The organism is Streptomyces sp. NPDC025651 (assembly GCF_055558735.1).
Genome location: NZ_JBVHLZ010000011.1, coordinates 47499 through 69617 on the forward strand (window position 1 = coordinate 47499; position 22119 = coordinate 69617).

General features: G+C 71.3%; 20 protein-coding genes. 11 read left to right on the top strand and 9 right to left on the bottom strand.

All coding sequences use genetic code 11. The annotated features are described in order from the left end of the window. The first annotated feature begins 63 nt into the window (after positions 1-63). The gene (locus ACZ4D5_RS32615; protein WP_467776070.1) at positions 64-963 is read left to right on the top strand and encodes an EamA family transporter; all 900 of its coding nucleotides are present in this window, start codon (positions 64-66) and stop codon (positions 961-963) included. Here the strand turns inward: ACZ4D5_RS32615 and ACZ4D5_RS32620 are convergent. Further along, the gene (locus tag ACZ4D5_RS32620) at positions 947-1930 is read right to left on the bottom strand and encodes an MBL fold metallo-hydrolase (RefSeq protein WP_467776071.1); all 984 of its coding nucleotides are present in this window, start codon (positions 1928-1930) and stop codon (positions 947-949) included. The genes ACZ4D5_RS32615 and ACZ4D5_RS32620 overlap by 17 nt on opposite strands. Before the next feature lie 55 nt (positions 1931-1985). Continuing rightward, a complete protein-coding gene (locus ACZ4D5_RS32625) occupies positions 1986-2981 on the bottom strand; it encodes a helix-turn-helix transcriptional regulator (RefSeq protein ID WP_467776072.1) in 996 nt (331 codons plus the stop codon). A gap of 185 nt (positions 2982-3166) precedes the next feature. On the opposite strand from ACZ4D5_RS32625, the gene ACZ4D5_RS32630 reads away from it, so the two are divergent. Next, positions 3167-3562 carry a RidA family protein gene (locus tag ACZ4D5_RS32630; RefSeq protein WP_467776373.1) on the top strand — a complete coding sequence of 132 codons (396 nt, stop codon included), beginning with the start codon at positions 3167-3169 and terminating at the stop codon, positions 3560-3562. A 174-nt stretch (positions 3563-3736) separates the two neighbouring features. Continuing rightward, a complete protein-coding gene (locus ACZ4D5_RS32635) occupies positions 3737-5293 on the top strand; it encodes an amidase family protein (protein ID WP_467776073.1) in 1557 nt (518 codons plus the stop codon). Positions 5294-5431: 138 nt separating this feature from the next. On the opposite strand, the gene ACZ4D5_RS32640 is transcribed toward ACZ4D5_RS32635, so the two are convergent. Beyond that, a complete protein-coding gene (locus ACZ4D5_RS32640; RefSeq protein WP_467776074.1) occupies positions 5432-6886 on the bottom strand; it encodes an MFS transporter in 1455 nt (484 codons plus the stop codon). An 86-nt stretch (positions 6887-6972) separates the two neighbouring features. Here ACZ4D5_RS32640 and ACZ4D5_RS32645 point away from each other — a divergent pair, with 86 nt between their 5' ends. From ACZ4D5_RS32645 to ACZ4D5_RS32660, 4 genes are all read left to right on the top strand, one after another. Next, a complete protein-coding gene (locus tag ACZ4D5_RS32645; protein WP_467776075.1) occupies positions 6973-7629 on the top strand; it encodes a TetR/AcrR family transcriptional regulator in 657 nt (218 codons plus the stop codon). Then, complete coding sequence (locus tag ACZ4D5_RS32650) at positions 7616-8818, top strand: cytochrome P450 (protein WP_467776076.1); 1203 nt, start codon at positions 7616-7618, stop codon at positions 8816-8818. Before ACZ4D5_RS32645 ends, ACZ4D5_RS32650 begins: the two co-directional genes overlap by 14 nt. A gap of 157 nt (positions 8819-8975) precedes the next feature. Beyond that, positions 8976-10526, top strand: coding sequence for a phenylalanine aminomutase (D-beta-phenylalanine forming) (locus ACZ4D5_RS32655; RefSeq protein WP_467776077.1), 1551 nt, complete (start codon positions 8976-8978; stop codon positions 10524-10526). After that, positions 10523-10909: a nuclear transport factor 2 family protein gene (locus ACZ4D5_RS32660; protein ID WP_467776078.1), complete on the top strand. Its 387-nt coding sequence runs from the start codon at positions 10523-10525 to the stop codon at positions 10907-10909. The genes ACZ4D5_RS32655 and ACZ4D5_RS32660 overlap by 4 nt, the downstream gene beginning before the upstream one ends. 93 nt (positions 10910-11002) lie before the next feature. Here ACZ4D5_RS32660 and ACZ4D5_RS32665 read toward each other — a convergent pair whose 3' ends face one another. The 6 genes from ACZ4D5_RS32665 to ACZ4D5_RS32690 form a co-directional block, all read right to left on the bottom strand. After that, positions 11003-12544 (bottom strand): benzoate-CoA ligase family protein, encoded by a 1542-nt coding sequence (locus ACZ4D5_RS32665; RefSeq protein WP_467776079.1) that lies wholly within the window; start codon positions 12542-12544, stop codon positions 11003-11005. A 97-nt stretch (positions 12545-12641) separates the two neighbouring features. Then, the gene (locus tag ACZ4D5_RS32670; RefSeq protein ID WP_467776080.1) at positions 12642-14039 is read right to left on the bottom strand and encodes an FAD-binding oxidoreductase; all 1398 of its coding nucleotides are present in this window, start codon (positions 14037-14039) and stop codon (positions 12642-12644) included. Positions 14040-14091: 52 nt separating this feature from the next. Then, positions 14092-15105 carry an acyltransferase domain-containing protein gene (locus ACZ4D5_RS32675; RefSeq protein ID WP_467776081.1) on the bottom strand — a complete coding sequence of 338 codons (1014 nt, stop codon included), beginning with the start codon at positions 15103-15105 and terminating at the stop codon, positions 14092-14094. Positions 15106-15112: 7 nt separating this feature from the next. Beyond that, positions 15113-15376, bottom strand: a complete 264-nt coding sequence (locus ACZ4D5_RS32680) for an acyl carrier protein (RefSeq protein WP_467776082.1) — start codon at positions 15374-15376, stop codon at positions 15113-15115. 72 nt (positions 15377-15448) lie between these two features. Then, positions 15449-16672, bottom strand: coding sequence for a ketosynthase chain-length factor (locus ACZ4D5_RS32685; protein WP_467776083.1), 1224 nt, complete (start codon positions 16670-16672; stop codon positions 15449-15451). Continuing rightward, a complete protein-coding gene (locus ACZ4D5_RS32690; protein WP_467776084.1) occupies positions 16669-17940 on the bottom strand; it encodes a beta-ketoacyl-[acyl-carrier-protein] synthase family protein in 1272 nt (423 codons plus the stop codon). The genes ACZ4D5_RS32685 and ACZ4D5_RS32690 overlap by 4 nt, the downstream gene beginning before the upstream one ends. A 228-nt stretch (positions 17941-18168) precedes the next feature. On the opposite strand from ACZ4D5_RS32690, the gene ACZ4D5_RS32695 reads away from it, so the two are divergent. From ACZ4D5_RS32695 to ACZ4D5_RS32710, 4 genes are all read left to right on the top strand, one after another. Next, the gene (locus ACZ4D5_RS32695) at positions 18169-18972 is read left to right on the top strand and encodes an SDR family NAD(P)-dependent oxidoreductase (protein ID WP_467776085.1); all 804 of its coding nucleotides are present in this window, start codon (positions 18169-18171) and stop codon (positions 18970-18972) included. Between the two features lie 42 nt (positions 18973-19014). Beyond that, positions 19015-19752 (top strand): class I SAM-dependent methyltransferase, encoded by a 738-nt coding sequence (locus ACZ4D5_RS32700; protein WP_467776086.1) that lies wholly within the window; start codon positions 19015-19017, stop codon positions 19750-19752. 11 nt (positions 19753-19763) lie between these two features. Beyond that, entirely contained in the window at positions 19764-20966 is a 1203-nt protein-coding gene (locus tag ACZ4D5_RS32705; protein WP_467776087.1) for a thiolase family protein, read from the top strand. A gap of 207 nt (positions 20967-21173) precedes the next feature. Further along, entirely contained in the window at positions 21174-22118 is a 945-nt protein-coding gene (locus ACZ4D5_RS32710; RefSeq protein ID WP_467776088.1) for a PstS family phosphate ABC transporter substrate-binding protein, read from the top strand. The last annotated feature ends 1 nt before the right edge of the window (position 22119 follow it).

A 22119-nucleotide genomic window follows, 5' to 3' on the forward strand; every position in this document is an offset into this window, starting at 1 on the left:
GAAGCATAATCGCGCTGAACTCGGCATTTCACACGCGGCGGCCGGATTCCTAGCGTGGAACGCATGACCTCCACAGCGCAGAACCCGCCAACGACGCAGGCGCCCACCGTCGTCCGGCACGCCCCGGGCCGCGGCAGCCTCGGCGGCGTCGGCCTGGTCCTTGCCGGGGCCGTCTCCGTCCAGTTCGGGTCGGCGTTCGCCGCGCTGCTGTTCCCCCGGGCCGGGGCGCTCGGCACGGTCGCGCTGCGGGTGACGCTCGCCGCGGCGCTGCTCCTGCTCGTCACCCGCCCCCGGGTGCGGGGACACACACGCGCCGACTGGGCCGCGGTCGGCGGGTACGGAGTGGCCCTCGGCGGCATGAACATCCTCTTCTACCAGGCGATCGACAGGATCCCGCTGGGTGCGGCGGTCACCCTCGAAGTCCTCGGCCCCCTGCTGCTCTCGGTCGTTGCGGCCCGCCGCGCGGCCAGCCTCCTGTGGGCCGGGCTCGCGCTGGCCGGGGTGTATCTGCTGGGCAGCGGCGGCTTCGGGCGGTTGGACGCCACCGGTGCGGCCTTCGCGCTCGGCGCCGGTGCGATGTGGGCGGCGTACATCGTGCAGGGCGCCCGGGCCGGCGCCCGCTTCCCGCGCCTGGACGGCGTCGCGCTCGCCATGGCCGTCGCGGCGCTGGTCAGCCTGCCGTTGGGCGTGGGGTCGGCGGGCGGCACACTCCTCGAACCGGGAGTGCTCGCGCTGGGCCTCGCGATCGCGGTGATGTCGTCGGGCGTTCCCTACACCCTGGAACTGCTCGCCCTGCGCCGCCTGCCCGCCGCCACGTTCGCGGTCCTGGCCAGTCTGTCGCCCGCCGTCGCCGCCCTCGCCGGCTACCTGGTCCTCGACCAGGGGCTTTCGCTGCCGCAGTGCGCCGCGATCGCGCTGGTGGTCGCGGCGAGCGCGGGAGCGGTGCTCAGCGGGAAGCGCTGATCTCCCGGGCGAGCGCGGCGACCTCCTGCATGGTGGCGACCATGTCGGGCTGTCCGCTGCCGTCGATCCCGCGGTACTCGCTGCCGATGGTGACCAACAGCCGCTCGGGCAGCCCCAGTTCGGGATAGCGCCGCTCGCCGATGACACGCCGGGCCGCCTCGGCCGCGGTGAGCCCGGCGGCGTGGAAGGTGTGGGCGCGCTCCTGGACGTACTCCAGGTACGCGATGTGCCCACGCATGCCCGCGGCGTCGAGCACCGGACCGTGACCGGGGACGAAGGTCTCCGCCCCGGTCGCCAGCATGCGGTGGCACGAGGAGATCAGATGGGCCAGTGGCCCCGCCCAGTGCACGGGATGGTCGCCGGGCTGCTGCGGCGTCGAGGAGAAGACCGCGTCGCCGGTGAACACCACGCGCTGGGCGGGCAGATGGACGAACAGGTCCCCCTGGGTGTGCCCGGACGGCAGCGCGGACAGGCGGACGGGGTAGGCGCCCACGGTCAGTTCGAGCTCCTCGGTGAACGCGGTCGACACGGCCACGGGCTGCACCGTCGACCAGTCGTAGCCGCCGAAGTGCTCCACCGCGTACGCACCCCATGGCGTCGTGGGGTCGATCGCGCCCAGCATCGCGTGCTGCTGTTGCGGATGCGGGTCGAAGTGGAGGTGCTCGCGCGCCTGCCGGGTCGCGATGACCTCCGCGTCCGGCAGCACCCCGGCACCCCACATGTGATCGCCGTTGGCGTGGGTGACCACGATCCGGTCGATGCCCACGCCCTCGGGCAGCAGCTCACCGCTGCGCGCGAGGAACTCCCCGGCCAGGCGGTGGTCGTAGGGAGTGTCGATCCACAGGGCGGTGCTGCGGGAGACCAGGAGCCCGCAGTTCGCCAGGCCCCATCCCCGCCGCGGCGGCAGCCAGGCGTGCAGGTCCTGCGCGATGGTGCGGAGTTCCCCGCTCATGCCCGTGATCGTCATGGGAGGTGATTATGCAGGGTCGCGAGGGTGCGGTGCCGCGCGCGGTGCCCTGCGCTCAGCGGTCGCGGTCCGGCCCGGTCGAGGCTCCGTAGCGCTCGGCGATCGCCGCGGCGCGGTTGCGCAGCGAGGTGCGCAACCACTGCGGTGCCAGGGCCTCGGCGTCCGTGGCGAGCTGCCACAGCGCCCATTCGGCGTGCCTCGCGTCCTGGAAGGTCACTTCGAGGCGCAGCCGGCCGTCTTCCGCGTCGGCCTCCTCGGCGAGGACGGCCAGCGCGGTGCCCACCAGGTCCTCCCGCCGCGCCGCGTCCACCCGTACCAGCACGGTGACCTGGTCGCCGCCGGTCCGGAACCGCGTGCCGCGTTCCTGCCAGGCCCGGCCCAGGTCGACCCGGTCCGGTCGCTCTGCGAGCACGGTGAGTTCCTCGGCGGCCAGGATGCGGGACAGCCGGTAGGTGCGGTCGGCGCCGGACCTCGTGGCCAGCAAGTAGCCCTGCTCGCGGACGGTCACCAGGCCGATCGGGTCCACCGTGCGCCACTTCGGGGGCTGCTCCACGGCCGCGTAGTGGATGCGCAGCTTGTGTCCGGCGAACACCGCGCGCAGGACCTCGGCCAGGACGGCGTCCGGCGTCTCGTCGGCGACCAGCCGGCGCGCGAGGAGGTCGGTCTCCGGGTCGATGAGCAGCCGCTCGGCCGCGCCGGCCGCGGTGTCCCGATAGCTCTCCGGCAGCGCGTCGACCACCTTGAGCATCGCCGAGGCGAGCGCGGAGCCGAGCCCGAACGCCTGCGCGCCGCGCCGCGATCCGGCGACCAGCAGGGCCAGGGCCTCGTCGTGGTTCAGCCCGGTGAGCTCGGTGCGGAAACCGGGCAGCAGCGCGAAGCCGCCGTTCCGGCCGCGCTCGGCGTAGACCGGGACGCCTGCCGCGGACAGCGCCTCGATGTCGCGCAGCACGGTGCGGGTGGTCACCTCCAGCTCGCGGGCCAGCGCGGTGGCGGACAGCCGACCGTGCTGCCGGAGCAGGAGCACCAGCGATACCAAACGGTCGGCGCGCATGCGATGGCCTTCCAGGGAAGCGGACAGGGATACGTGACACAGGATGTCGTGTATCTGCTGCGAAGGTCGTTTCCGCGACGAGAAGGCCGGTGGCGACCGAGCCGATGGACGTCCGCATGGAGTCGAGCATGGACGTGCGCATGGGCGTACGTGGTGCCGGTGGATCGAATGGAGCTGATGTGGCGATGCAGCGAACGGCCGTCAACCCGTGGGCGTGGTCAAAGGAGTTGGGCTACCACCAGGGCGAGATCGTCTCCGGGGAGACCCGGACCCTGTACTGCTCCGGGCAGACCGCGATGAGCGGTGACGGCAAGCCCCGGCACATCGGTGACATGGCAGGGCAGTTGACGCTGAGCCTCGACAACCTGGAGGCCGTGCTGGGCGAGGCGGGCATGACCCTCGCGAACCTCGTCCGGCTCAACGTCTACGCCACCGACGTCGACCGGCTCTTCGAGCACTACGGCGTGCTGGCCTCGCGGCTGGGCGCCGCCGGGGTGGCACCGCCCACCACGATGCTCGGGGTGACGCGCCTGGCGATCCCCGACCTGATGGTCGAGCTCGAGGCGACCGCCGTCGCGTGACGTGCCCGAGCCGGGGCGAACTCGCCCCGGCTCAGCGGTGCGTACGGTGAACGTCGAGCAGCCGGAAGGACCGGTCAACCGGCCATCGGCCGGGGAGACATGCTCTGCGCCCCTTGCGCCGGACGGTTCCCGTGTAGTCCGCTGATCCGCATGGGAAAGAGGAGCATTGCCGCAATGACCGCCGCCCTTGTCGCGGGGGCCCTTCTGACGGGCGTGCCGCACGCCGGTGCGCAAGCCACTGACCGTACGTCGGCCGGTGGGGCGACGGGTGGGAAGTCGCTCACACCAGGGATCGACCTGGACACGGTCACGATCCCGGAGTTACAGGCACGCATGGCGGACGGTTCGCTGACCTCGGCGGCCCTGACCCGGGCCTATCTGCGGCGGATCGAGAACGTCGATCCCAAGATCCACTCGGTGCTGCGCACCAGCCCGACGGCCCTGCGCCAGGCGGCCGCCAGCGACGCCAGGCACAGAAGAGGCAAGCCCCTCGGGCCGCTCGACGGCATCCCCGTCCTGCTCAAGGACAACGTGAACACCCGTGACATGCCGACGACCGCCGGGTCGCTCGCGCTCGCCGGGAGCCCGCCCGGGACCGACGCCGCGCTGGTGACCCGGCTGCGCAGGGCCGGGGCGGTGATCCTCGGCAAGACCAACCTGTCCGAATGGGCCAACTTCCGCGCGGCCAAGCCGACGTCGGGGTGGTCGGCAGTGGGCGGGCAGACCAACAACCCCTACGTCCTCGACCGGAATCCGTGCGGTTCCTCCTCCGGCTCCGCCGCCGCACTCGCCGCGTCGTTGTCGCAGGTGGCGATCGGCACCGAGACGGACGGCTCCATCGTGTGCCCGGCCGGGATGAACGGCGTCGTCGGCCACAAGCCCAGCCTCGGCCTGGTCAGCCAGTCGGGCGTGGTGCCGATCTCCGCCGAGCAGGACACGGCCGGGCCCATGGCGCGCAACGTGATCGACACCGCGCTCACGTTCTCCGTGCTGAGCGAGGGCAGGGCCAAGGAGGCGGCGGCAGGCCACGGCGGCAGTCTGCGCGGCAAGCGGATCGGGCTGTGGCGCCTGCCCTCGCTCGGCCACGACGTGGACGCGCTGATGACCCGTACGGCGAAGAAGCTGCGCAAGGCCGGAGCCGTCGTCGTCGAGGTGACACCTCCGTACCAGGCGCGGCTCGCCGAACTCGAATTCCCGGCACTGCTCAGCGAGTTCCACCGGGACATCGACGCCTACCTCGGTACGCGCGAGGGCCCCGAGGACCTCGCCGAGCTGATCGAGTTCAACCGCTCCCACCCCGAGGAGCGGACCTGCTTCGCCGGCCAGGAGCTGTTCGAGCAGGCACTCGCCGCGCCGTCGACCACCGACCCCGAGTACCGGGCGATGCGCGCCGAGTTGAAGGACCTCTCCCGGCGCTCCATCGACGAGACCATGGCCGAGCACCACCTCGACGCCATCGCCTCGCCCACGAACCCGCCCGCCTGGACGACGGACTGCGCGCGCGGCGACAACGACGTCATCCCGTCCTCCACGCCGGCCGCCGTCGCCGGATATCCGTCCCTCTCGGTGCCCGCGGGGTCCGTGGGCGAACTGCCGGTCGGCGTGCTCCTGATGGCCGGTGACCGCCAGGACGCCGAGCTCCTGTCCCTGGGGGCCGCGGTGGAGAACCGCCTGAAGGCCTGGCGGGCACCGCAGTACCTGCCGACGATCGGGTCGGGCGCGGGGCGGTGAACACCGGCTGGGCGCGCCATCCGACGTGACCTGCGCCCCGACGGCGAGCAGAGGGACCTGTCGTAGGACCGGGCGGGAGGGGCCGTCGCGCGGGAGGCGGGCGCCCTTCCCGGCCGGTCGCAGGAGAGGCCCGGTGTGTCAGTGCGGCCTCTCCTGCCGCGGCTTCGGCAGCGCCAGTGCTCCCGCGACGACGGCGAGCAGCATCGCCGCCATGGCGAGGAACGCGCGGCCGTAGTCGTCGGAGAGCGCCGCCGCGGTCTGCTGCCGGCCCGCGGCGATGGCGACGAGGACGGCCAGACCGATGGAGCCGCCGATCTGGCGCGTCGCGTTCATCAGGCCCGAAGCGGCGCCCGCGTCGCTGTCGCTGACGCCGGAGGTGACCGTGGTGGTGATCGGGGTGATCAGCAGGCCCATTCCCGCGGACATGATGACGGCGGGGCCGAGGAGGCCGACGAGGTAGCCGCTGCCGGGCGTGGCCTGACTCTGCCACAGGAAGCCGGCCGCGGAGACCGCGGCGCTGGCCACGATCAGTTTGCGGGCCCCGACGAGCTCCATGACCCGCGGTGCCATGCGCGCGCCCGCGATGCCCACCAGCGTGTGGGGGAGGAAGCCGAGGCCGGTCTTGAGCGCTCCGTAGTGCAGCACGTTCTGCATGTAGAGCGACAGGAAGTACCACATGGGGATGAAGCAGGCCCCTGCCAGCAGCATCACCGAGTTGCCCACGGAGATCGCCCGGATGCGGAACAGGCGCGGCGGGATGAGCGGAGCGCGGGCGAAGCGCGCCTCGACCACGACGAACGCGATCAGTGCGAGCACTCCCGCCACGAGCGCCACCGTGGTCATGGGACTGGACCAACCGTGGCTCTCGACCTGGGAGATGCCGTAGGTGAGGGCGCCGACTCCGACGGTGGCCAGCAGGGCGCCCGGTACGTCCAGTTGCTGTCGTCGTCCGCGCTCCCGATCGCCCGGCAGGAGCGGGAGTGCGGCGGCGAGGGCGAGGGCGCCGATCGGGACGTTGATCAGGAGGATCCAACGCCACGACAGGGACTCGGTGAGCACCCCGCCGATGAGGTTGCCCGCGGCGCCGCCCGCGGAACTCACCGCCGTCCACGTCGCCACCGCGCGCGTGCGCGCCGCCCCTTCCGGGAACGTGGTGGTGAGGATGGTCAGCGTGGCCGGGGCGAGGACGGCCGCGCCGAGCCCCTGCACCGCGCGGGCGGCGATGAGAAGGGCCGGGCTGTTGGCCAGGCCGCCCACCAGGCTCGAGGCGGTGAACAGGAAGAGCCCGAGGGCGAAGACGCGCTTGCGGCCGTAGAGGTCGGCGAGGCGCCCGCCGAGCAGGAGGAAACCGGCGAAGACCAGCGCGTAGGCGTTGACGACCCACTGCAGCCCGGCCGGGTCGAAGCCGAGGGCGTCCTGGATGGACGGCAGCGCGACGTTCACGACCGAGACGTCGAGCACGACCATGAACTGTGCGGCGCAGGCGAGGGCGAGGACCGCCGATGTCGCCGCGCGGCCGTCGGGGCCGCGCCTGCCCCGATCGTTTCGCGGCGTGTCCGCCAGTAAGGAGTCGTCCGGTTCGAGATGTCCCATGGGCCCTCTTGTCTTCGCGTCGATCTCGCGTAGGTTTTTTGGATACACGCGTATCCTAAAAGGATCCCGGGCTTTGGAGGAAGACCGTGCCGAAGATCGTCGACCACGCCGAGCGCCGCGTTGTGATCATCGAGGGGCTCGTGCGCCTCGCGGGCCGCGAGGGTCTGCACGCGGTGACGATGCGATCGGTCGCCGCCGAGGCGGGTGTCTCGCTCCGCGTGGTGCAGTACTACTTCGACGGCAAGGCCGAGTTGATGCACGCCGCGCTGCGGCACCTGGAGCGGCAGAGCGACGCGCGGTGGTCGGACCGTCTGGCCGAGCTGCCACGCCCGGCGACGACGCGCGCCTACGTGGAGGAACTCCTGGCCGAGTCGCTGCCGACGACCGAGCAGAGCCGGAACTTCCGCCTCGTGTGGACCTCGTACGCCGTGCTGGCGATGACCGATCCGGACCTCGCCGCCAAGCCGTTCGTGGAAGGCCCCAACCGCTTCGAACGGCAACTGGCGGAGATACTGGAACAGGCCCAGTCCGAGGGGGAGTTGGACCGGGAACTGGACGTCCGTGCCGAGGCCGCGCGCCTGCTCGGCCTCAACCACGGCCTCGGCACCAGCGTGTTGGTCGGACAGCGCACCGCCGAGGACGCCAAGGGCGTGCTCAAGTACCACCTCGACCGCGTCTTCGGACCGGCCGGGCGGACGGCGTCCCCGGCGGCGAGCGGCGGGAGCGCCCATGGCCGCCGATGAAGCACGGCCCCGGAGCTTCCCCTTCGCGCCGGCATCCGGGCTGGAAGAGGAGCCCCAGTTCGCCGCGTTGCGCGCGAACGAGCCGATCTGCCGGGTGCGTCTGCCGTACGGCGGCGTCGCCTGGCTGGTCACACGGTACGAGGACGTGAAGCGGGTCCTCGGAGACCCCCGGTTCGGCCGCGCGGCCACCGCGCACGCCCACGCCCCCCGGACACAGCCCGCCCCCGCGGGCGAGGGGCTCCTGATGTCCCTGGACCCCCCTGACCACACCCGCCTGCGCAGGACCGTCATGCGGGCGTTCACCGTGCGGCGCGTCAACAGCCTGCGGCCCGCGGCCGAGGCGATCGCGCACCGGCTGATCGACGACATGCTGGCCCCGGGGCCGCCCGCGGACCTGGTGAGCGCCTTCGCGGTGCCGCTGCCGGTCCGGGTCATCTGCGAGGTGCTCGGCGTCCCGTACTCCGGCCACGCGGATCTGCTGCGCTGGTCCCATGCCCTGTTCTCCACCACGGACCGCGACGGGCGGGAAAGGGCGGCGGCCGACGAGGAGTTGACGCGGTACCTCACCGAGCTGGTGGACCGGCGGAGCGGGCTCGCCGACGGGCTGCTCGACGAGCTCCTGAGGATCCGCGACACAGGGGACGGGCGCCTCGGCGACACAGAAGTGGTGGCCCTCGCGCGGGACCTGCTCATCGCGGGCCACGAGACCTCCGCGGCCCAGATCGCCAACTTCGCCTACGTCCTGCTCCACCACCCGGAGCAGATGGACGGGCTGCGCGAGCGACCGGAACTGATGCCCCGCGCCGTGGAAGAGCTGTTGCGCTACGTGCCGCTGGGCTCCGGGGCCTTCCGCTCCCGGGTCGCCACCGAGGAAGTGGAGCTCCGCGGAGTGCGGATCCGGCCGGGGGAGACGGTGTTCGCGCCGACCGTGTCGGCCAACCGTGACCCCGAGGCCTTCGACGACCCCGCGCGCCTGGACGTGACACGGGAGCGCAACGCGCACCTCGGCTTCGGCTTCGGCATGCATCACTGCCTGGGCGCGCAACTGGCCAGGATGGAGCTGAACGTCGCCATGACAGCGCTGCTGGGACGGCTGCCCGGACTGCGGGCGGCGGACGAGGAGACGGGCATCGAGTGGAAGTCGGGGCTCCAGGTACGGGGACCCGAGCGGCTGCCCGTGCGGTGGTGAGCGCGGGCCGGGGGTGGCGGGCGTGTGCTGTGGCCACCTCCAGGCCCGCTTGCTCGTGCCTGGAGCACCGCTGGATCGCGTGGCGACACATTGCCGTGAGACGCAAGCAGATCGAGATCCCCGCAAGGGGGCTTCACGGCAACTCAAAGGACGCAACGTGACATTCGTCGTAGAGTCAGGGGAACGTGTCCGACTTCACCAGGTCGAGAGCGTCGCCAGGGAGCGCACACCCGTCGACCTGGCCGCTCCGGTCCGTGCGCGGGTGCGCTCCTCGCGCGAGGTCCTCGAGAAGTTCGTCGAGGACGAGCGGGTCATCTACGGGGTCAACACGAGCATGGGCGGCTTCGTCGACCATCTCGTCCCGGTGGCCCAGGCCCGCCGCCTCCAGGAGAACCTGATCAACGCGGTCGCGACCAACGTCGGGGAGTACCTCGACGACACCACGGTCCGGGCCGTCATGCTGTCGCGCGTCGTCTCTCTGGCCCGCGGCAACTCCGCGGTCACGCCCGCGAATCTGGACACGCTCGTCGCCGTGCTCAACGCGGGCATCGTGCCGTGCGTGCCGCAGAAGGGGTCCCTGGGCACCAGCGGCGACCTGGGACCGCTCGCGGCCATCGCCCTCGTCTGCGCCGGCCAGTGGAAGGCCCGGGTCGGCGACCGCACGCTGCCCGGCGCCCAGGCACTGGCCGAGGCGGGGATCCCGCCCATGGAGCTCGGTTACAAGGACGGCCTGGCGCTCATCAACGGAACCTCCGGGATGGTCGGTCTCGGCACGATGGTGTACCGGGCCGCCCAGCGGCTGGTGGACACCTACCAGCGGGTCTCGGCGCTCTCCGTCGAGGGGCTCGCGGGCATGATGAAGCCCTTCGACCCCCGGGTGCACACCGTCAAGCCGCACAGGGGCCAGCGCGAGGTGGCACGGCGCCTGTGGGAGGGGCTCGCCGACTCCCGCCTGGCCGTCAACGAACAGGAGACCGAGGCGACGCTCGCCGGGGAGATGGGCACCTCGGCCAAGGCCGGATCCCTGGCGATCGAGGACGCCTACTCGATCCGCTGCACGCCCCAGGTGCTCGGCCCCGTGGTGGACTGCCTCGCCCGGATCGCCGAGACGTTGGAGGACGAGCTCAACTCCTCCAACGACAACCCGATCGTGCTGCCGGAGGAGGCCGAGGTCTTCCACAACGGCCACTTCCACGGGCAGTACGTGTCCATGGCCATGGACCACCTCTCGATCGCCCTGACCACGGTGACGAACCTGGCCAACCGCCGCGTGGACCGCTTCCTCGACAAGAGCAACAGCAACGGCCTTCCCGCCTTCCTGTGCAGCGTCGACCCGGGCCTGCGACTGGGGCTGATGGGCGGCCAGTTCATGACGGCGTCGCTCACCGCGGAGACCCGGGCCCTCACGGTCCCGATGTCCGTGCAGTCCCTGACCAGCACCGCGGACTTCCAGGACATCGTGTCCTTCGGCTTCGTCGCGGCGCGACGGGCCCGCGAGGTGCTGACCAACACGGCATACGTGGTCGCCTTCGAACTGCTCTGCGCCTGCCAGGCCGTGGACATTCGGGGCGCGGACAAGCTGTCCTCGTGGACCAGGCCCCTCTACGAGCGGACCCGCGAGATCGTCCCCTTCCTCGACCGCGACGAGACGATCACGGAGTACGTCGAGGCGCTGGCGGCCGATCTGCTGACAAGGGAGCTCGCATGACCACCACCGCGTCCGAACAGGCCGTACTGGACCTCGTCAGGGAGTGGAGTTCGGCCGAACTCCAAGGCGACTGGCAGGCGTTGGGCGACCTCCTCACCGACGACTTCGTCGGCGTCGGCCCGAAGGGCTACCTGCGGACCCGGGACCAGTGGACGGGGCGCTACCGCTCGGGCGCCGTGCGCACCACCGCCTTCGAGGTGGGGGAGGTACTCGTCCGCGACTACGGGGACACCGCGGTCGTGCTCGTGGCGCAGACGCAGCGGAGCACCAACAACGGCGACGACGCGAGCGGAGCGTTCCGCTTCACCCTCGTCGCCGTGCGCGGGGACGAGCGGTGGCGTCTGGCGGGGCTGCACGTCAGCCCGAACGCCGCCGCCTCGTAACCCGCGGGTCCGGCACGGCCGACGAGCCCGTACCCCCACGCCTGAGCGCGGGCGGTACGGGCTCGCCGCACGAAAGCCGTGCCGCCGCGCCCGTCAGGCCACCCCGCGGTCCAGTCCCCAGGCGCGGAGCTCGAACCGGCGGACCTTGCCCGTCGCCGTCTTGGGCAGCTCACCGACGAACTCGACGGCATGGGGGAACTGGTACCGCTGCAGGTGCTCCTTGCACCAACGCTGGAGCTGCGCGGCCAGACCGTCCACACGGGCGGCGTCCAGCGGCACCACGAACGCCTTGATCCGACTGAGCCCGTCGGCCTGCCGCACGCCGACGACAGCCGCTTCCAGGACGCGGGGGTGGTCCAGGAGCACGTCCTCGACCTCGGTCGGCGCGACCCACAGCCCACCGACCTTGATCATGTCGTCCTCCCGCCCCTCGAACCAGTGGTACCCGTCCTCGTCCACGCGGTAGCGGTCCCCGGTGCGGTACCAGTCGCCGTGCAGGGAAGCCCTCGTGGTCTCCGCGCGGTGCCAGTAGCCCGACAGCGTGCTCCCGCCGCGTACGTACATCACCCCGCTCCCGCCCGCCCCCGGGCCGCACCCGTCGGCGTCCACGAGCTTGATCTGATAGCCGGGAACGGCCTTGCCCGAGGAGCCGGGCCGCTCCGCTCCCGGGGTGTTGCTGCAGTAGATGTGCAGCATCTCCGTGGACCCCACGCCGTCGAGGATCGACAGCCCGTAAGCGGCCTGCCAGGAACGCCAGATGGGAGTCGGCAGCGACTCGGCGGCCGAGACGCACAGGCGTACCGACGACATGTCCCGTCGGTGGGCGCCGGGGGAGCGGAGCATCGCGTTGTACAGCGTCGGCACGGAGAAGAAGAGCGTGGGCCGGAACCGCTCGATGGTGTCGAGCACGGCTTCCGGCGTGGGCCGGCCGCGCATCAGCACCGATGAGCCCCCGTACCACAGGGGGAAGGTCAGGCCGTTGCCCAGTCCGTAGGCGTGGAAGAGCTTCGTGGAGGAGAAGTGCACGTCCTGGTGCGCGGCCCCGAGGACCTGGCCGGCGTACTGACGGCAGGTGGACACGACGTTCCGCTGCAGGTGCACGGCTCCCTTGGGCCGGCCCGTGGATCCGGAGCTGTAGAGCCAGAACGCCACGTCCTCGCCGTGGGTGTCGGCGGCGGGGAGGTCGCCCCGGTCGGCGTCGAGCAGCTCCGGCAGGGACAGCCACTTCCCACCTGCCTCCGTACCGATGACCGTGACGCCCGTCCCGCTCAGCACGGCCGACAAGGCGCCGCTCAGCGCGGCGTCGGCGACGACGGCCTTGGCGTAGCTGTCGTCCACGAAGAAGCGGAAGTCGCCGACGCGGGACCGTGGATTGACCGGCACGGGAACGGCACCGATCCTGATGGCGCCGAGGAAGGCGACGACGAAGTCCGGTGAGTCGTCGAGCGCCAGGAGGACCCGCTCCTCGCGCCGGATGCCCAGCGCCCGCAGGGCCCGCCCCATCGCGCACATGCGGCGGAACAGCTCGGCGTAGGTGACCCGTTCGTCGCCGCAGCGGAACGCGACCTTGTCGCCGCGGCCGTCGTCGAGGTTCCGGTCGACAAGGGTGGAGAGGTTGAAGCGCTCCAGCGGCATGGCTGCTCCTCGGTGTGGGCGACGTGACATCGCCCCGGGCCCGGGAGCGTGGGGGATTCTCCGAGGGGCCCGGGGCGGGTCTGCGGTGCCTGACGCGCTAGCGCGCGGCGGGCGTGATGTTGGGGTTGAGACGGAACAGGTTGGTGGGGTCGTACGCGGCCTTGAGCGCCTGGAGCCGGGCGAACTTCGCCCGCCCGTAGGAGTCCTCGGTGCGGTCGCTCTCGCCCGGATTCATGAAGTTGACGTATCCGCCCCTGGACAGATGCGGGCCGAACGCGTCGAACCCGTCGCGGGCCCACCGGATGTGGTGCGCGTCGTCGGTGGGCTTCATCCAGGCCGCGGCGAGGTTGACGACGAACGGCGAACGGCGGTTGTTGTAGGCGGTGGCCCCGTCCGGGACCCGGGCCACCGCGCCCGCCAGGTAGAGCAGCTCCAACTGGGAGAAGGGCGAGGTGAGTCGAGAGGCGGAATCGAGGGCGACGTCGATGGCCTCGTCCGTCAGCTCCGCCATGTACCCGTTCTTGGTGTAGATGCGGTCGGGCACGACGGCGCCCGGGAAGGAGTACGCCTGGAGACTGCGGTACGGCAGGGTCGCCTTGGTCACCCCGTACGCCTTGCCCTTGGCGAGGAAGGACTCGATCTGCCGTTCCCCTTCGTGGGGGTCGCCCACCCAGCAGCCCATCGTGCAGATCACGGGCTTGCCCCGCAGGTCCTCCGGCAGCTCGGGCAGGGGCGGCGCCAGCCGCAGATAGCACGCCCACGTCAGCTCGTCCGGGGCCTGGGCCATGTGGTCGCGCCAGGCCCGCAGCACCCGCTGTCCCTCGTCGAGCGAGAAGTACGCGCTCGCGAAGCGGACGGGCCCCACCTCGTACAGCTTGAACTCGAACTCCGTGACCACGCCGAAGTTTCCGCCACCGCCGCGCAGCCCCCAGAACAGCTCGGCGTTCTCCGTCTCGGAGGCGGTCAGCACCCGCCCGTCCGCGGTGACCAGTTCGACGGAGAGCAGATTGTCGATCGACAGGCCGTACTTGCGGCTGAGCCAGCCGAACCCGCCGCCGAGCACCAGTCCGCCGAGACCGGTGTGGGACACCACGCCGGCGGGGGTCGCCAGCATGTGGGCCTGAGTCGCGGTGTCGAAGGCTCCGAGGAGACAGCCTCCCTGCACCCGGGCGCGCTTCCTCGCGCGGCTCACCCTGACCGAGCTCATCGCCGAGAGGTCGATGACGATCCCGCCGTCGCACGTCGAATGCCCGGCCATGCTGTGCCCGCCGCCGCGCACCGCGACCAGCAGATCGTTGGCGCGCGCGAAGTTCACCGCGGTGACGACGTCGTCGGTCCCCGCACAACGGGCAATGAGGGCGGGGTACTTGTCGATGGTGCCGTTCCAGATGCGGCGGGCCTCGTCGTAGTCGATGTCACCGGGCAGGACCACCTCCCCGCGAAACGCCCTCCTGAAGTCGGACAGAGCCAAGTCGTCGATCGTCGTGGACGGCATGTCTTACGTATCCTCCTGGGCTCGTCGCCGCGCTCGGCGGGAGTGGCCGATGTCAGCTGTGCGGAACCGGTGTGTGCGCCGCGTGTCCGTGGATCCGCAGCTGTTCCAGGGCCGTGGTGAACGTGTGCAGATCGGCGCCGGCCTCCGCGCGGCGCGGCGGCAGGGTCGGGATCGCCAGGGAACGCCCCGCGGCCACGGCCGACGTGCGCCTGGCCAGTGCGGTGAGGCTCTGCCCGGGACCCGCCTCGATCAGGACGTGGTCGCCGGAGGCCAGCAGGCGCCGCAGGGACGGGCCGAACAGGACCGGTCGGGCCGCCTGCCCCGACCAGAACGCCCAGTCGGTGGCTTCGCCGTCCGCCAGGACGTCGCCCGTGTAGGCGGAGAAGACCGGGGTGTGCGGCGGTCGGAGCCGTGGTCGGCGCGCGAGATGCCCGTGTTCCTTGAGGACGGCCCTCATCACCGGGCTGTGGAAGGGCTGGAGCGCCCGCGCGCGCGTGCAGGTGAACCCGTCCTTCTTCAGGGCGAGTTCCACGTGGTGCAGCGCGGGGTCGCTGCCGGAGAGCAGGAGTTGGCGCGGTCCGTTGACGGCGCCGACGACCACGTCGTCCCGCAGGTAGGGAGCGACGCGCTCCTGCGTGGCGGCCACCGCCAGCATGCCGCCGGGCGGGGCGTGCCGGAAGATCCGCACGAAGTCGTGCAGGTAGCGCAGCCCGCTCTCGAAGTCGAGGACTCCGCCGAGCGTCCCCGCGGCGAGCTCTCCCACGCTGTGGCCCAGCAGGGCGTCAGGCCGGAGGCCCGACTCCAGGAGCAGGGCGCCCATGGCGCAGTTCACCGCGTACAGGAGCGGCTGCGCGCGGGAGATGTCGTCGTACGAGGAGGACGGCGTGGCGGCGAGCCAGTCGTCCCTGATGGCCCGGCCCGACGCCCCGAAGACCTCGAAGGCCTGGTCCATGGCCCCGGTGAAGGTCGGGGAGACGCCGTAGAGGTCCGCTCCCATCCGGGGGTGCTGAGCCCCTTGTCCCGGGAAGAGGAACACGACCTTCCTGGTCTGCGGTTCCGACGCCACGGTGTGCTCAGTCCGAGGCGCCGGCGGAGGAGCCGGCAGGGGCGTTGGCGTACTCCAGGACGGCGCGCGCGGTCTTCAGCTCCCGGACGACGTCCTCGGGGATGTCGATGCCGTGGCGGTGCTTGATCTGCGCCGAGGTCTCGAGCAGCACCAGGGAGTCGTATCCGAGCTCCTCGAAGGGGCGGTCGCTGATGTCTTCGTCGGACAGGTCCTGGGGGTCCTCTCCGGCGCATTCCGCGAGGATGAGGCGCAGGTCTTCGAGAGTGAGCATCTGAGGTCCTTCCGGGTCGGGTCGGGGCACGCGTCGTACGGGAACGGCGGTGCCGGGGGAGAGGAACAGGGGTCAGCGCACGTCCTGGACGACGACGGCCGAGTTGAATCCGCCGTGCCCGCGGGCGAGCACGAGGGCCGTCGAGATGGCGCACGGGCGTGGTTCGTCCAGGACCAGGTCGATGTCGTACGCGTCCACGACACGGTCGACGTGGACGGCCGGAGGGATGACGCCGTCCCGGATGGCGAGGAGGGCGTACACCACGTCCAGCGGACCGCCCCCGGCCATCAACCTGCCCACCATGGACTTCGGCGCGCAGACCGGCACGCCGCGGGGGCCGAACACGTCCCGCAGGGCGGCCGCTTCCTCGGCGTCGAGCTCGGGCACGCCGGCCGCGTCCGCGACCACCAGGTCGACCTGGTCCGGTCGCACGCCCGCGTCCGCGAGTGCCGACTGTGCCGCCCGCCGCAGCCCGCCGGGCCGGTCGGAGCCGGGCGGCGGGTCGAAGGTGGCCGCGTAGCCGGTGATCCGCCCGTAGGGGGTCCGGCCGGTGCGCTGCCGGGCGGCGTCCGCGTCCTCCAGGGTGAGGATCGCCCCTCCCTCGCCGGGTACGTGGCCGTTGGCGCCGGGAGCGAAGGGAAGGTACGCGTCCGTGCTGCTCGCCGCCTCACTGACCGTGCCGGATGCCAGGTGCGACACCCAGCCCCAGGGGTCGAAGGACGACTCCACACCGCCCGTCAGCATCAGCCTGCCCCGGCCCCTGCGGAGGAGGCGGCGCGCATGGCCGATCGCGTCCAGGCCGCCCGCCTGCTCGGCGACGACGACCCCGCCGGGGCCCCGCATCTTGTGCCGGATGGAGATCTGACCGGTGTTGACGGCGTAGAACCACGCGAAGCACTGGTACACGCTGACGTGATCGGGCCCCAGGGTCCAGAGCTTCTGCATCTCGCGGTGCGAGAACTCGAACCCGCCCGTGGCGTTGGACGTCACGACGCCGCAGGTGAACTCGTCCAGCTCCGCCATCGTCACATCGGCGTCGGACAGGGCCCAGTCCGCGGCGACCAGAGCCAGCCGAGTGACCCGGTCGGTCTGCGGCAGAAGGCGCGCGGGCAGGTGTTCCCGCGGGGTGAATCCGCTGATCCGTCCCGCCAGGCGCGCGGAGTATCCGCCGGTGTCGAAGTCCTCCAACTCCCCGATGGCACACGTGCCTTCGAGGGTCGCCTTCCAGAAGTCGTCGACGCCGAGGCCGTTGGGAGCCACCACCCCGAGCCCGGTCACGACGGTGTCCGCGGTCATCCTCGCCTCCTCGGCCGCTTCTCCAGGAGCATCGCGCTCTGGAATCCGCCGAATCCGCTGCCCACCGTGAGAACGGTGTCGAGCTCCATGCCCCGTGCCTCCAGGGGGACGTAGTCCAGATCGCATTCCGGATCGGTCTCGTGGAGATTGGCCGTGGGCGGCACGGTGCTGTGGCGCATCGCCAGGGCGCACGTGGCCACTTCGATCGCCCCGATCGCTCCCAGCGAGTGCCCGATCATCGACTTGATCGAGCTCACCGGGATGTCATGGGCGTGCGCGCCGAGGCTCTTCTTGATGGCCCCGGTCTCGTGGAGGTCGTTCTGCTTGGTGCCGGATCCGTGTGCGTTGACGTAGTCGACGGCCGTCGCGTCGGTGCGGGCCTCGTCCAGTGCCGCTTCGATCGCGCGGGACATCTCGGTGCCGTGCGGCGTCAGGCCGGTCATGTGGTACGCGTTGGAGTGCGACGCGTAGCCCGTGATCTCGCCGTAGATGTCGGCGCCCCTGCGCTCGGCCCGCTCGCGTTCCTCCAGGACGAGCATCGCCGCACCCTCCGCGATCGCGAACCCGTCCCTGGTGCGGTCGAAGGGGCGGGGCGCGTGCGCGGGGTCGTCGTTGCGCCGTGTGGTCGCCTTGATGGCGTCGAAGCACGCCACGGCGATGGGCGTGATCGGGGCGTCCGTGGCCCCCGCCAGCATGACGTCCGTACTGCCCTCCTGGATGAGGTGGTAGGCGTGCCCGATCGCGTCGATGCCCGAGGTGCAGCCGGCCGACACGACGGAGACGGGGCCTTCGGCACCCACCGCCCATGCCGTCTCCCTGGCCATCGAGCCCGGCACGAAGTAGTCGAAGAGGTGCGGGGACTGGTACTTCTCGTCGACGAGCCACTCCCGGCCCTCGTCCGAGAGCACGACGTACTCCCTCTCGATGCTGGTGGCCGAGCCCACAGCGGTTCCCACGGTCACCCCCAATCGGCCCGGATCGATGTCGCTGCCCGGCCGGATGCCGGCTTCGGCGGCCGCGCGTCTCGCACAGGCGACCGAGAACAGGCTCGCCCGGTCGAGGCGCCGCACTTCCCTGCGGCTGAAACCGGACGCCAGCGGGTCGAAGTCGATCTCGCCGGCCACCTGTGAACGGAAGGTCGTGGGGTCGAACGCGCTGATCCTGCGGATCGCGCTCCGGCCCGCCGTGATCATTTCCCAGAAGCCCGTGGTGTCCGTCGAGCCAGGGGCCAGGACACTCAGGCCAGTAATGACAACTTGTCGGCTCACGTTCGAGACCCTGCCGGGGCGCGGTAGAGCGGCGGTCCAGGCGGAATCCGGGGGAGAGCAAGGGCGTTCGGGGCGCTGGGACAGGCGTCGGGGCCGCTCGAGAACGGCACGAGTGCCGCTGGACCGCCGCTGCATCACCGACCAGGACTCTCGTCTCGGCTCCGGGCGCACCGGCCGCGGGGCCGTGCAGGCCTCCACGCAGTGAAGAGCTCCGGAAGAAGGGTCTTGATGCCTACACACGCCAAGAGCAGTCCCAAGGACATCGCCTTGGTCACCGGCGGCACGAGCGGGATCGGCTTCGCGATCGCCCACGCTCTGCTGACGGACGGCTACAAGGTGATCATCGCGGGCCGTGACGAGGGCCGCCTCTATCTCGCGCTGTCCTCGCTCCGCTCGGAGGACGACTCCTTCGACGTCGACGGCTACATCTGCGACGTCCGTGACCGCGAGGCCGTGCGGGACATGGTGCGGGACATGGTGCGGGACCACGGCGCGCCGCGCGTCCTGGTGAACAACGCGGGCCGCGGCGGTGGCGGCGTCACCGCCGAACTCCCCGACGACCTCTGGCTCGACGTCATCGAGACGAACCTCAACAGCGTCTTCTGGGTGACCCGCGCGGTGGTCGGCGCCAGCGAGCCGATCCGGCAGTCCACCGGGCGCATCATCAACATCGCCTCCACGGGCGGCAAGCAGGGCGTGCCCTTCGGCGCCCCGTACTCGGCATCCAAGGCCGGCGTCATCGGCTTCACCAAGGCACTGGCCAAGGAGTACGCGGCCACGGGGCCGACGGTGAACGCGGTCTGCCCCGGCTACGTCGAGACGCCGATGGCGGAGGACATCCGCAAGAGCTACGCGAAGCTGAACGACGTGACCGAGGACCAGGTCCTGGCGAACTTCGAGTCGAAGATCCCGCTCGGCCGCTACTCGACCCCCGAAGAAGTCGCCGCGATGGTGCGGTACTTGGTCAGCCCCCTGGCGGCCTCGGTGACGGCCCAGGCACTCAACGTCTGCGGCGGACTCGGCAGCTACTGACCTCCACCCACCTCCACGACCGCTCTCAAGGGGTACGCATCCATGACCGTTCAGGCACCCGCATCGGCCTCCTCGCCGGAGGCAGAGCTCGACGGACAGCCCTACTACGAGGAAAGGCGCCTTCGCCTCTACGACGCCGTGGTGGTGAAGGCCTCCAACCGGTTCCTGTGGCGCTGCCCCAAGGCGCGCCTCATCGGCCACTACAACTCCTGGGTGAGCTCATCGCACTTGGAGGTGGGGCCAGGATCCGGCTACTACCTCGATCACTGCCGGTTTCCGACGGCGGCCCCTGACCTCACGCTGCTCGATCTCAACCCCGACCCGCTGCGGTTCGTCGCCCAGCGCCTGAGCCGATTCGCGCCGCGCACCGTGCGGGCCGACGTACTCGAACCCCTCCCGGACTTCGGCGGCCCCGGCTTCGGCTCGATCGCGTTCAACTACGTGCTCCACTGCGTGCCGAATCCCCCTGAAGGCAAGCAGCTGGTGTTCAAGCACCTGCGCCGGGTGCTCGCGCCCGGTGGCGTCCTGTTCGGCAGCACGGTGCTGACCCGGGGCGTGCGCCACACCCCGGTTTCCGGCGCGTTCAACCGGCTGTACCAGCGCCAGGGGTCCTTCCACAACCAGCTGGACAGTGTGCCGATGCTGCACGAAGCGCTGGAGCGCCACTTCGACTGGCACTGGATCGAAGTCCGGGGCAGCGTCGCCTTGTTCGTGGCGAAGGCGGCCGCGGACGAGGACGCGGATCCGGGTGACCGCGCGCCGCGGACCCTCGACAGCTGAGGCGGTGTCGCATGGCATCCGGTGTGACGTACCAGGACGTGGCGGTCCCGCTGAGCGGGATCTGGTCGTCGCCGTTCGCGAGATGGGGCGGCAGCCTCGCCGGCCGCTCCAGCCTGGAGGTCGCCGTGGGCGTCACGGGCCGGGCGCTGGACGAACGGCACGTCGACCGCGGCGAGGTGGAAGGGCTGGTGCTCGGGTGGACCGTGCCGCAGCCCGCCATCTTCTACGGGGGGCCGACCGTCGCATCCCGGCTCGGCATGCCCGCGGTCTCCGGCCCCATGATCAGTCAGGCGTGCGCGACGTCCGTGGCGGCCCTGCACCAGGCCGCGGGCTCCGTGGAGGGCGGCACGGGGCCGCAGCTGGTCGTGGTGGCGGACCGGACGAGCAACGGGCCGAGGCTCGACTGGCCCGCCCCGTCGGCGCCGGAGCGGACCACCGTGTCGGAGGACTGGGTCAGGGACAGCTTCGCGCGCGACCCGAGTACCGGCGAGGACATGCTGGCCACCGCGGAGAACGTCGCGGCCGACAGCGGATTCACGCGCGCCGACACGGATGCGCTCGCCGTTCTGCGCTCCGAGCAGTACGAGCGGTCGCTGGCCGACGACCGGGCCTTCCAGCGCCGGTACATGGTCGACGTGGACCTTCCGGAAGGAGACGGGGGTCCGGTGTACCTGTCGGCGGACGAAGGCGTGCGCGCCGTGGAGCCCGCGCGTGCCGGCCGCCTCCCGGTGGTCCGGCCGGGCGGAGCCCACACCGCGGCCTCGCAGACCCATCCCGCGGACGGGGCGGCGGGCGCGCTGGTCACGACCACCGCGCGGGCCAGGGAGCTGTCCGAAGGGCGGGGCTGCGTACGCCTGTTGGCCGCCGGATTCGCCAGGGTGGCCCCCGCCCACATGCCGCAGGCCCTGGTGCCCGCGGCGCAGGCCGCCCTCAAGGCGGCGGACCGGGCCGTCGCGTCCGTCGCCGCCATCACCACGCACAACCCCTTCGCAGTGAACGATCTCTACTTCGCGCGCGAGACGGGTGTGCCCCTGGAGGCGATGAACGCGTACGGCTGCAGTCTCGTCTTCGGGCACCCTCAGGGACCGACGGGCCTGCGGTCCATCGCGGAGCTGGTCGAGGAACTGCGGATGCGGGGTGGTGGCATCGGCCTGTTCACGGGGTGCGCGGCCGGTGACACCGCCGCCGCCCTCGTCGTCGAGGTGACCGACTGAGGAGCGGCTTGTCGGCCGGCGGCCGCCGGAACCGGTGGCGGGGCCTCGCCCCTTCACAGACCTCTGTCCATGTTCAGGCGCGGGTCACCTTCGCTTCGTGCCCCGTTAACATAGACGTACTTCTATCTATTGGGTTGGTGGCGGCCAACGGCCGCCAGACAGCCCGCAGTTGACGGGTCGAAAGATAGAAGGTGCGTCGTGGATCGTGTGCGCAAGGGACTGGCGGGGCTCTCGGCCATCGGGCTGACGGCGGTGGCGGTCGCGGGCTGCGGCGGGGGTGACGGCGGCAGCGGTGACGGACTCTCGGGCACCGTGAAGGTGGACGGGTCCTCGACGGTCGCCCCGCTGTCCACCGCCGCGGCCGAGCTGTTCGGCGAGGAGGAGCCCAGGGTCCGCGTCACCGTGGGCACGTCGGGCACCGGCGGCGGCTTCGAGAAGTTCTGCAAGGGCGAGACCGACATCTCCGACGCCTCCCGGCCCATCAAGGACGAGGAGAAGAAGGCCTGCACGGACGGCAAGGTCACGTACGACGAATTGATGGTGGCCAACGACGCGTTGACCGTCGTCGTGCCCAAGGAGAACGACTGGGCCGAGTGTCTGACGACCGATCAGCTCAAGAAGATCTGGGAGCCCGGATCCAAGGTCGACAACTGGAAGCAGATCGACCCGGACTTCCCCGACCAGCCCCTGAAACTGTTCGGCGCGGGCACCGACTCCGGCACCTTCGACTACTTCACCGAGCAGATCAACGGCGAAGAGGGCAAGTCCCGCACCGACTACAGCCCCAGCGAGGACGACAACGTCACTGTGCAGGGCGTGGCCGGATCCAAGGGCGGCCTCGGGTACTTCGGTTACTCCTACTTCGAGGAGAACACCGACAAGCTCAAGGCCCTGAAGATCGACGGCGGCGACGGCTGCGTCGCGCCCAGCGCGAAGACCGCGCAGGACGGCACGTACAAACCGCTCTCGCGGCCGCTGTTCATCTACCCCTCGAAGAAGGCCCTGGGCCGCGACGAGGTCGAGGCGTTCGTCGAGTACTTCGTCGAGAACAACGCGGAGGTCGCGAAGGACGCCAAGTTCATCCCGCTCAACGGCGAGCAGGAGAAGGACCTCAAGGCCACCTTCGACAAGTTCAAGAGCGGCAAGGAGTAGT

Bases quoted from the DNA above. Each gene is read 5' to 3' on its own strand.
- ACZ4D5_RS32650 (WP_467776076.1), top strand. From the start codon at position 7,616: ATGGCCGCCGATGAAGCACGGCCCCGGAGCTTCCCCTTCGCGCCGGCA.
- ACZ4D5_RS32700 (WP_467776086.1), top strand. From the start codon at position 19,015: ATGACCGTTCAGGCACCCGCATCGGCCTCCTCGCCGGAGGCAGAGCTC.
- ACZ4D5_RS32620 (WP_467776071.1), bottom strand. From the start codon at position 1,930: ATGACGATCACGGGCATGAGCGGGGAACTCCGCACCATCGCGCAGGAC.
- ACZ4D5_RS32630 (WP_467776373.1), top strand. From the start codon at position 3,167: ATGCAGCGAACGGCCGTCAACCCGTGGGCGTGGTCAAAGGAGTTGGGC.
- ACZ4D5_RS32705 (WP_467776087.1), top strand. From the start codon at position 19,764: ATGGCATCCGGTGTGACGTACCAGGACGTGGCGGTCCCGCTGAGCGGG.
- ACZ4D5_RS32695 (WP_467776085.1), top strand. From the start codon at position 18,169: ATGCCTACACACGCCAAGAGCAGTCCCAAGGACATCGCCTTGGTCACC.
- ACZ4D5_RS32660 (WP_467776078.1), top strand. From the start codon at position 10,523: ATGACCACCACCGCGTCCGAACAGGCCGTACTGGACCTCGTCAGGGAG.
- ACZ4D5_RS32625 (WP_467776072.1), bottom strand. From the start codon at position 2,981: ATGCGCGCCGACCGTTTGGTATCGCTGGTGCTCCTGCTCCGGCAGCAC.
- ACZ4D5_RS32670 (WP_467776080.1), bottom strand. From the start codon at position 14,039: ATGCCGTCCACGACGATCGACGACTTGGCTCTGTCCGACTTCAGGAGG.
- ACZ4D5_RS32665 (WP_467776079.1), bottom strand. From the start codon at position 12,544: ATGCCGCTGGAGCGCTTCAACCTCTCCACCCTTGTCGACCGGAACCTC.
- ACZ4D5_RS32615 (WP_467776070.1), top strand. From the start codon at position 64: ATGACCTCCACAGCGCAGAACCCGCCAACGACGCAGGCGCCCACCGTC.
- ACZ4D5_RS32640 (WP_467776074.1), bottom strand. From the start codon at position 6,886: ATGGGACATCTCGAACCGGACGACTCCTTACTGGCGGACACGCCGCGA.
- ACZ4D5_RS32685 (WP_467776083.1), bottom strand. From the start codon at position 16,672: ATGACCGCGGACACCGTCGTGACCGGGCTCGGGGTGGTGGCTCCCAAC.
- ACZ4D5_RS32680 (WP_467776082.1), bottom strand. From the start codon at position 15,376: ATGCTCACTCTCGAAGACCTGCGCCTCATCCTCGCGGAATGCGCCGGA.
- ACZ4D5_RS32635 (WP_467776073.1), top strand. From the start codon at position 3,737: ATGACCGCCGCCCTTGTCGCGGGGGCCCTTCTGACGGGCGTGCCGCAC.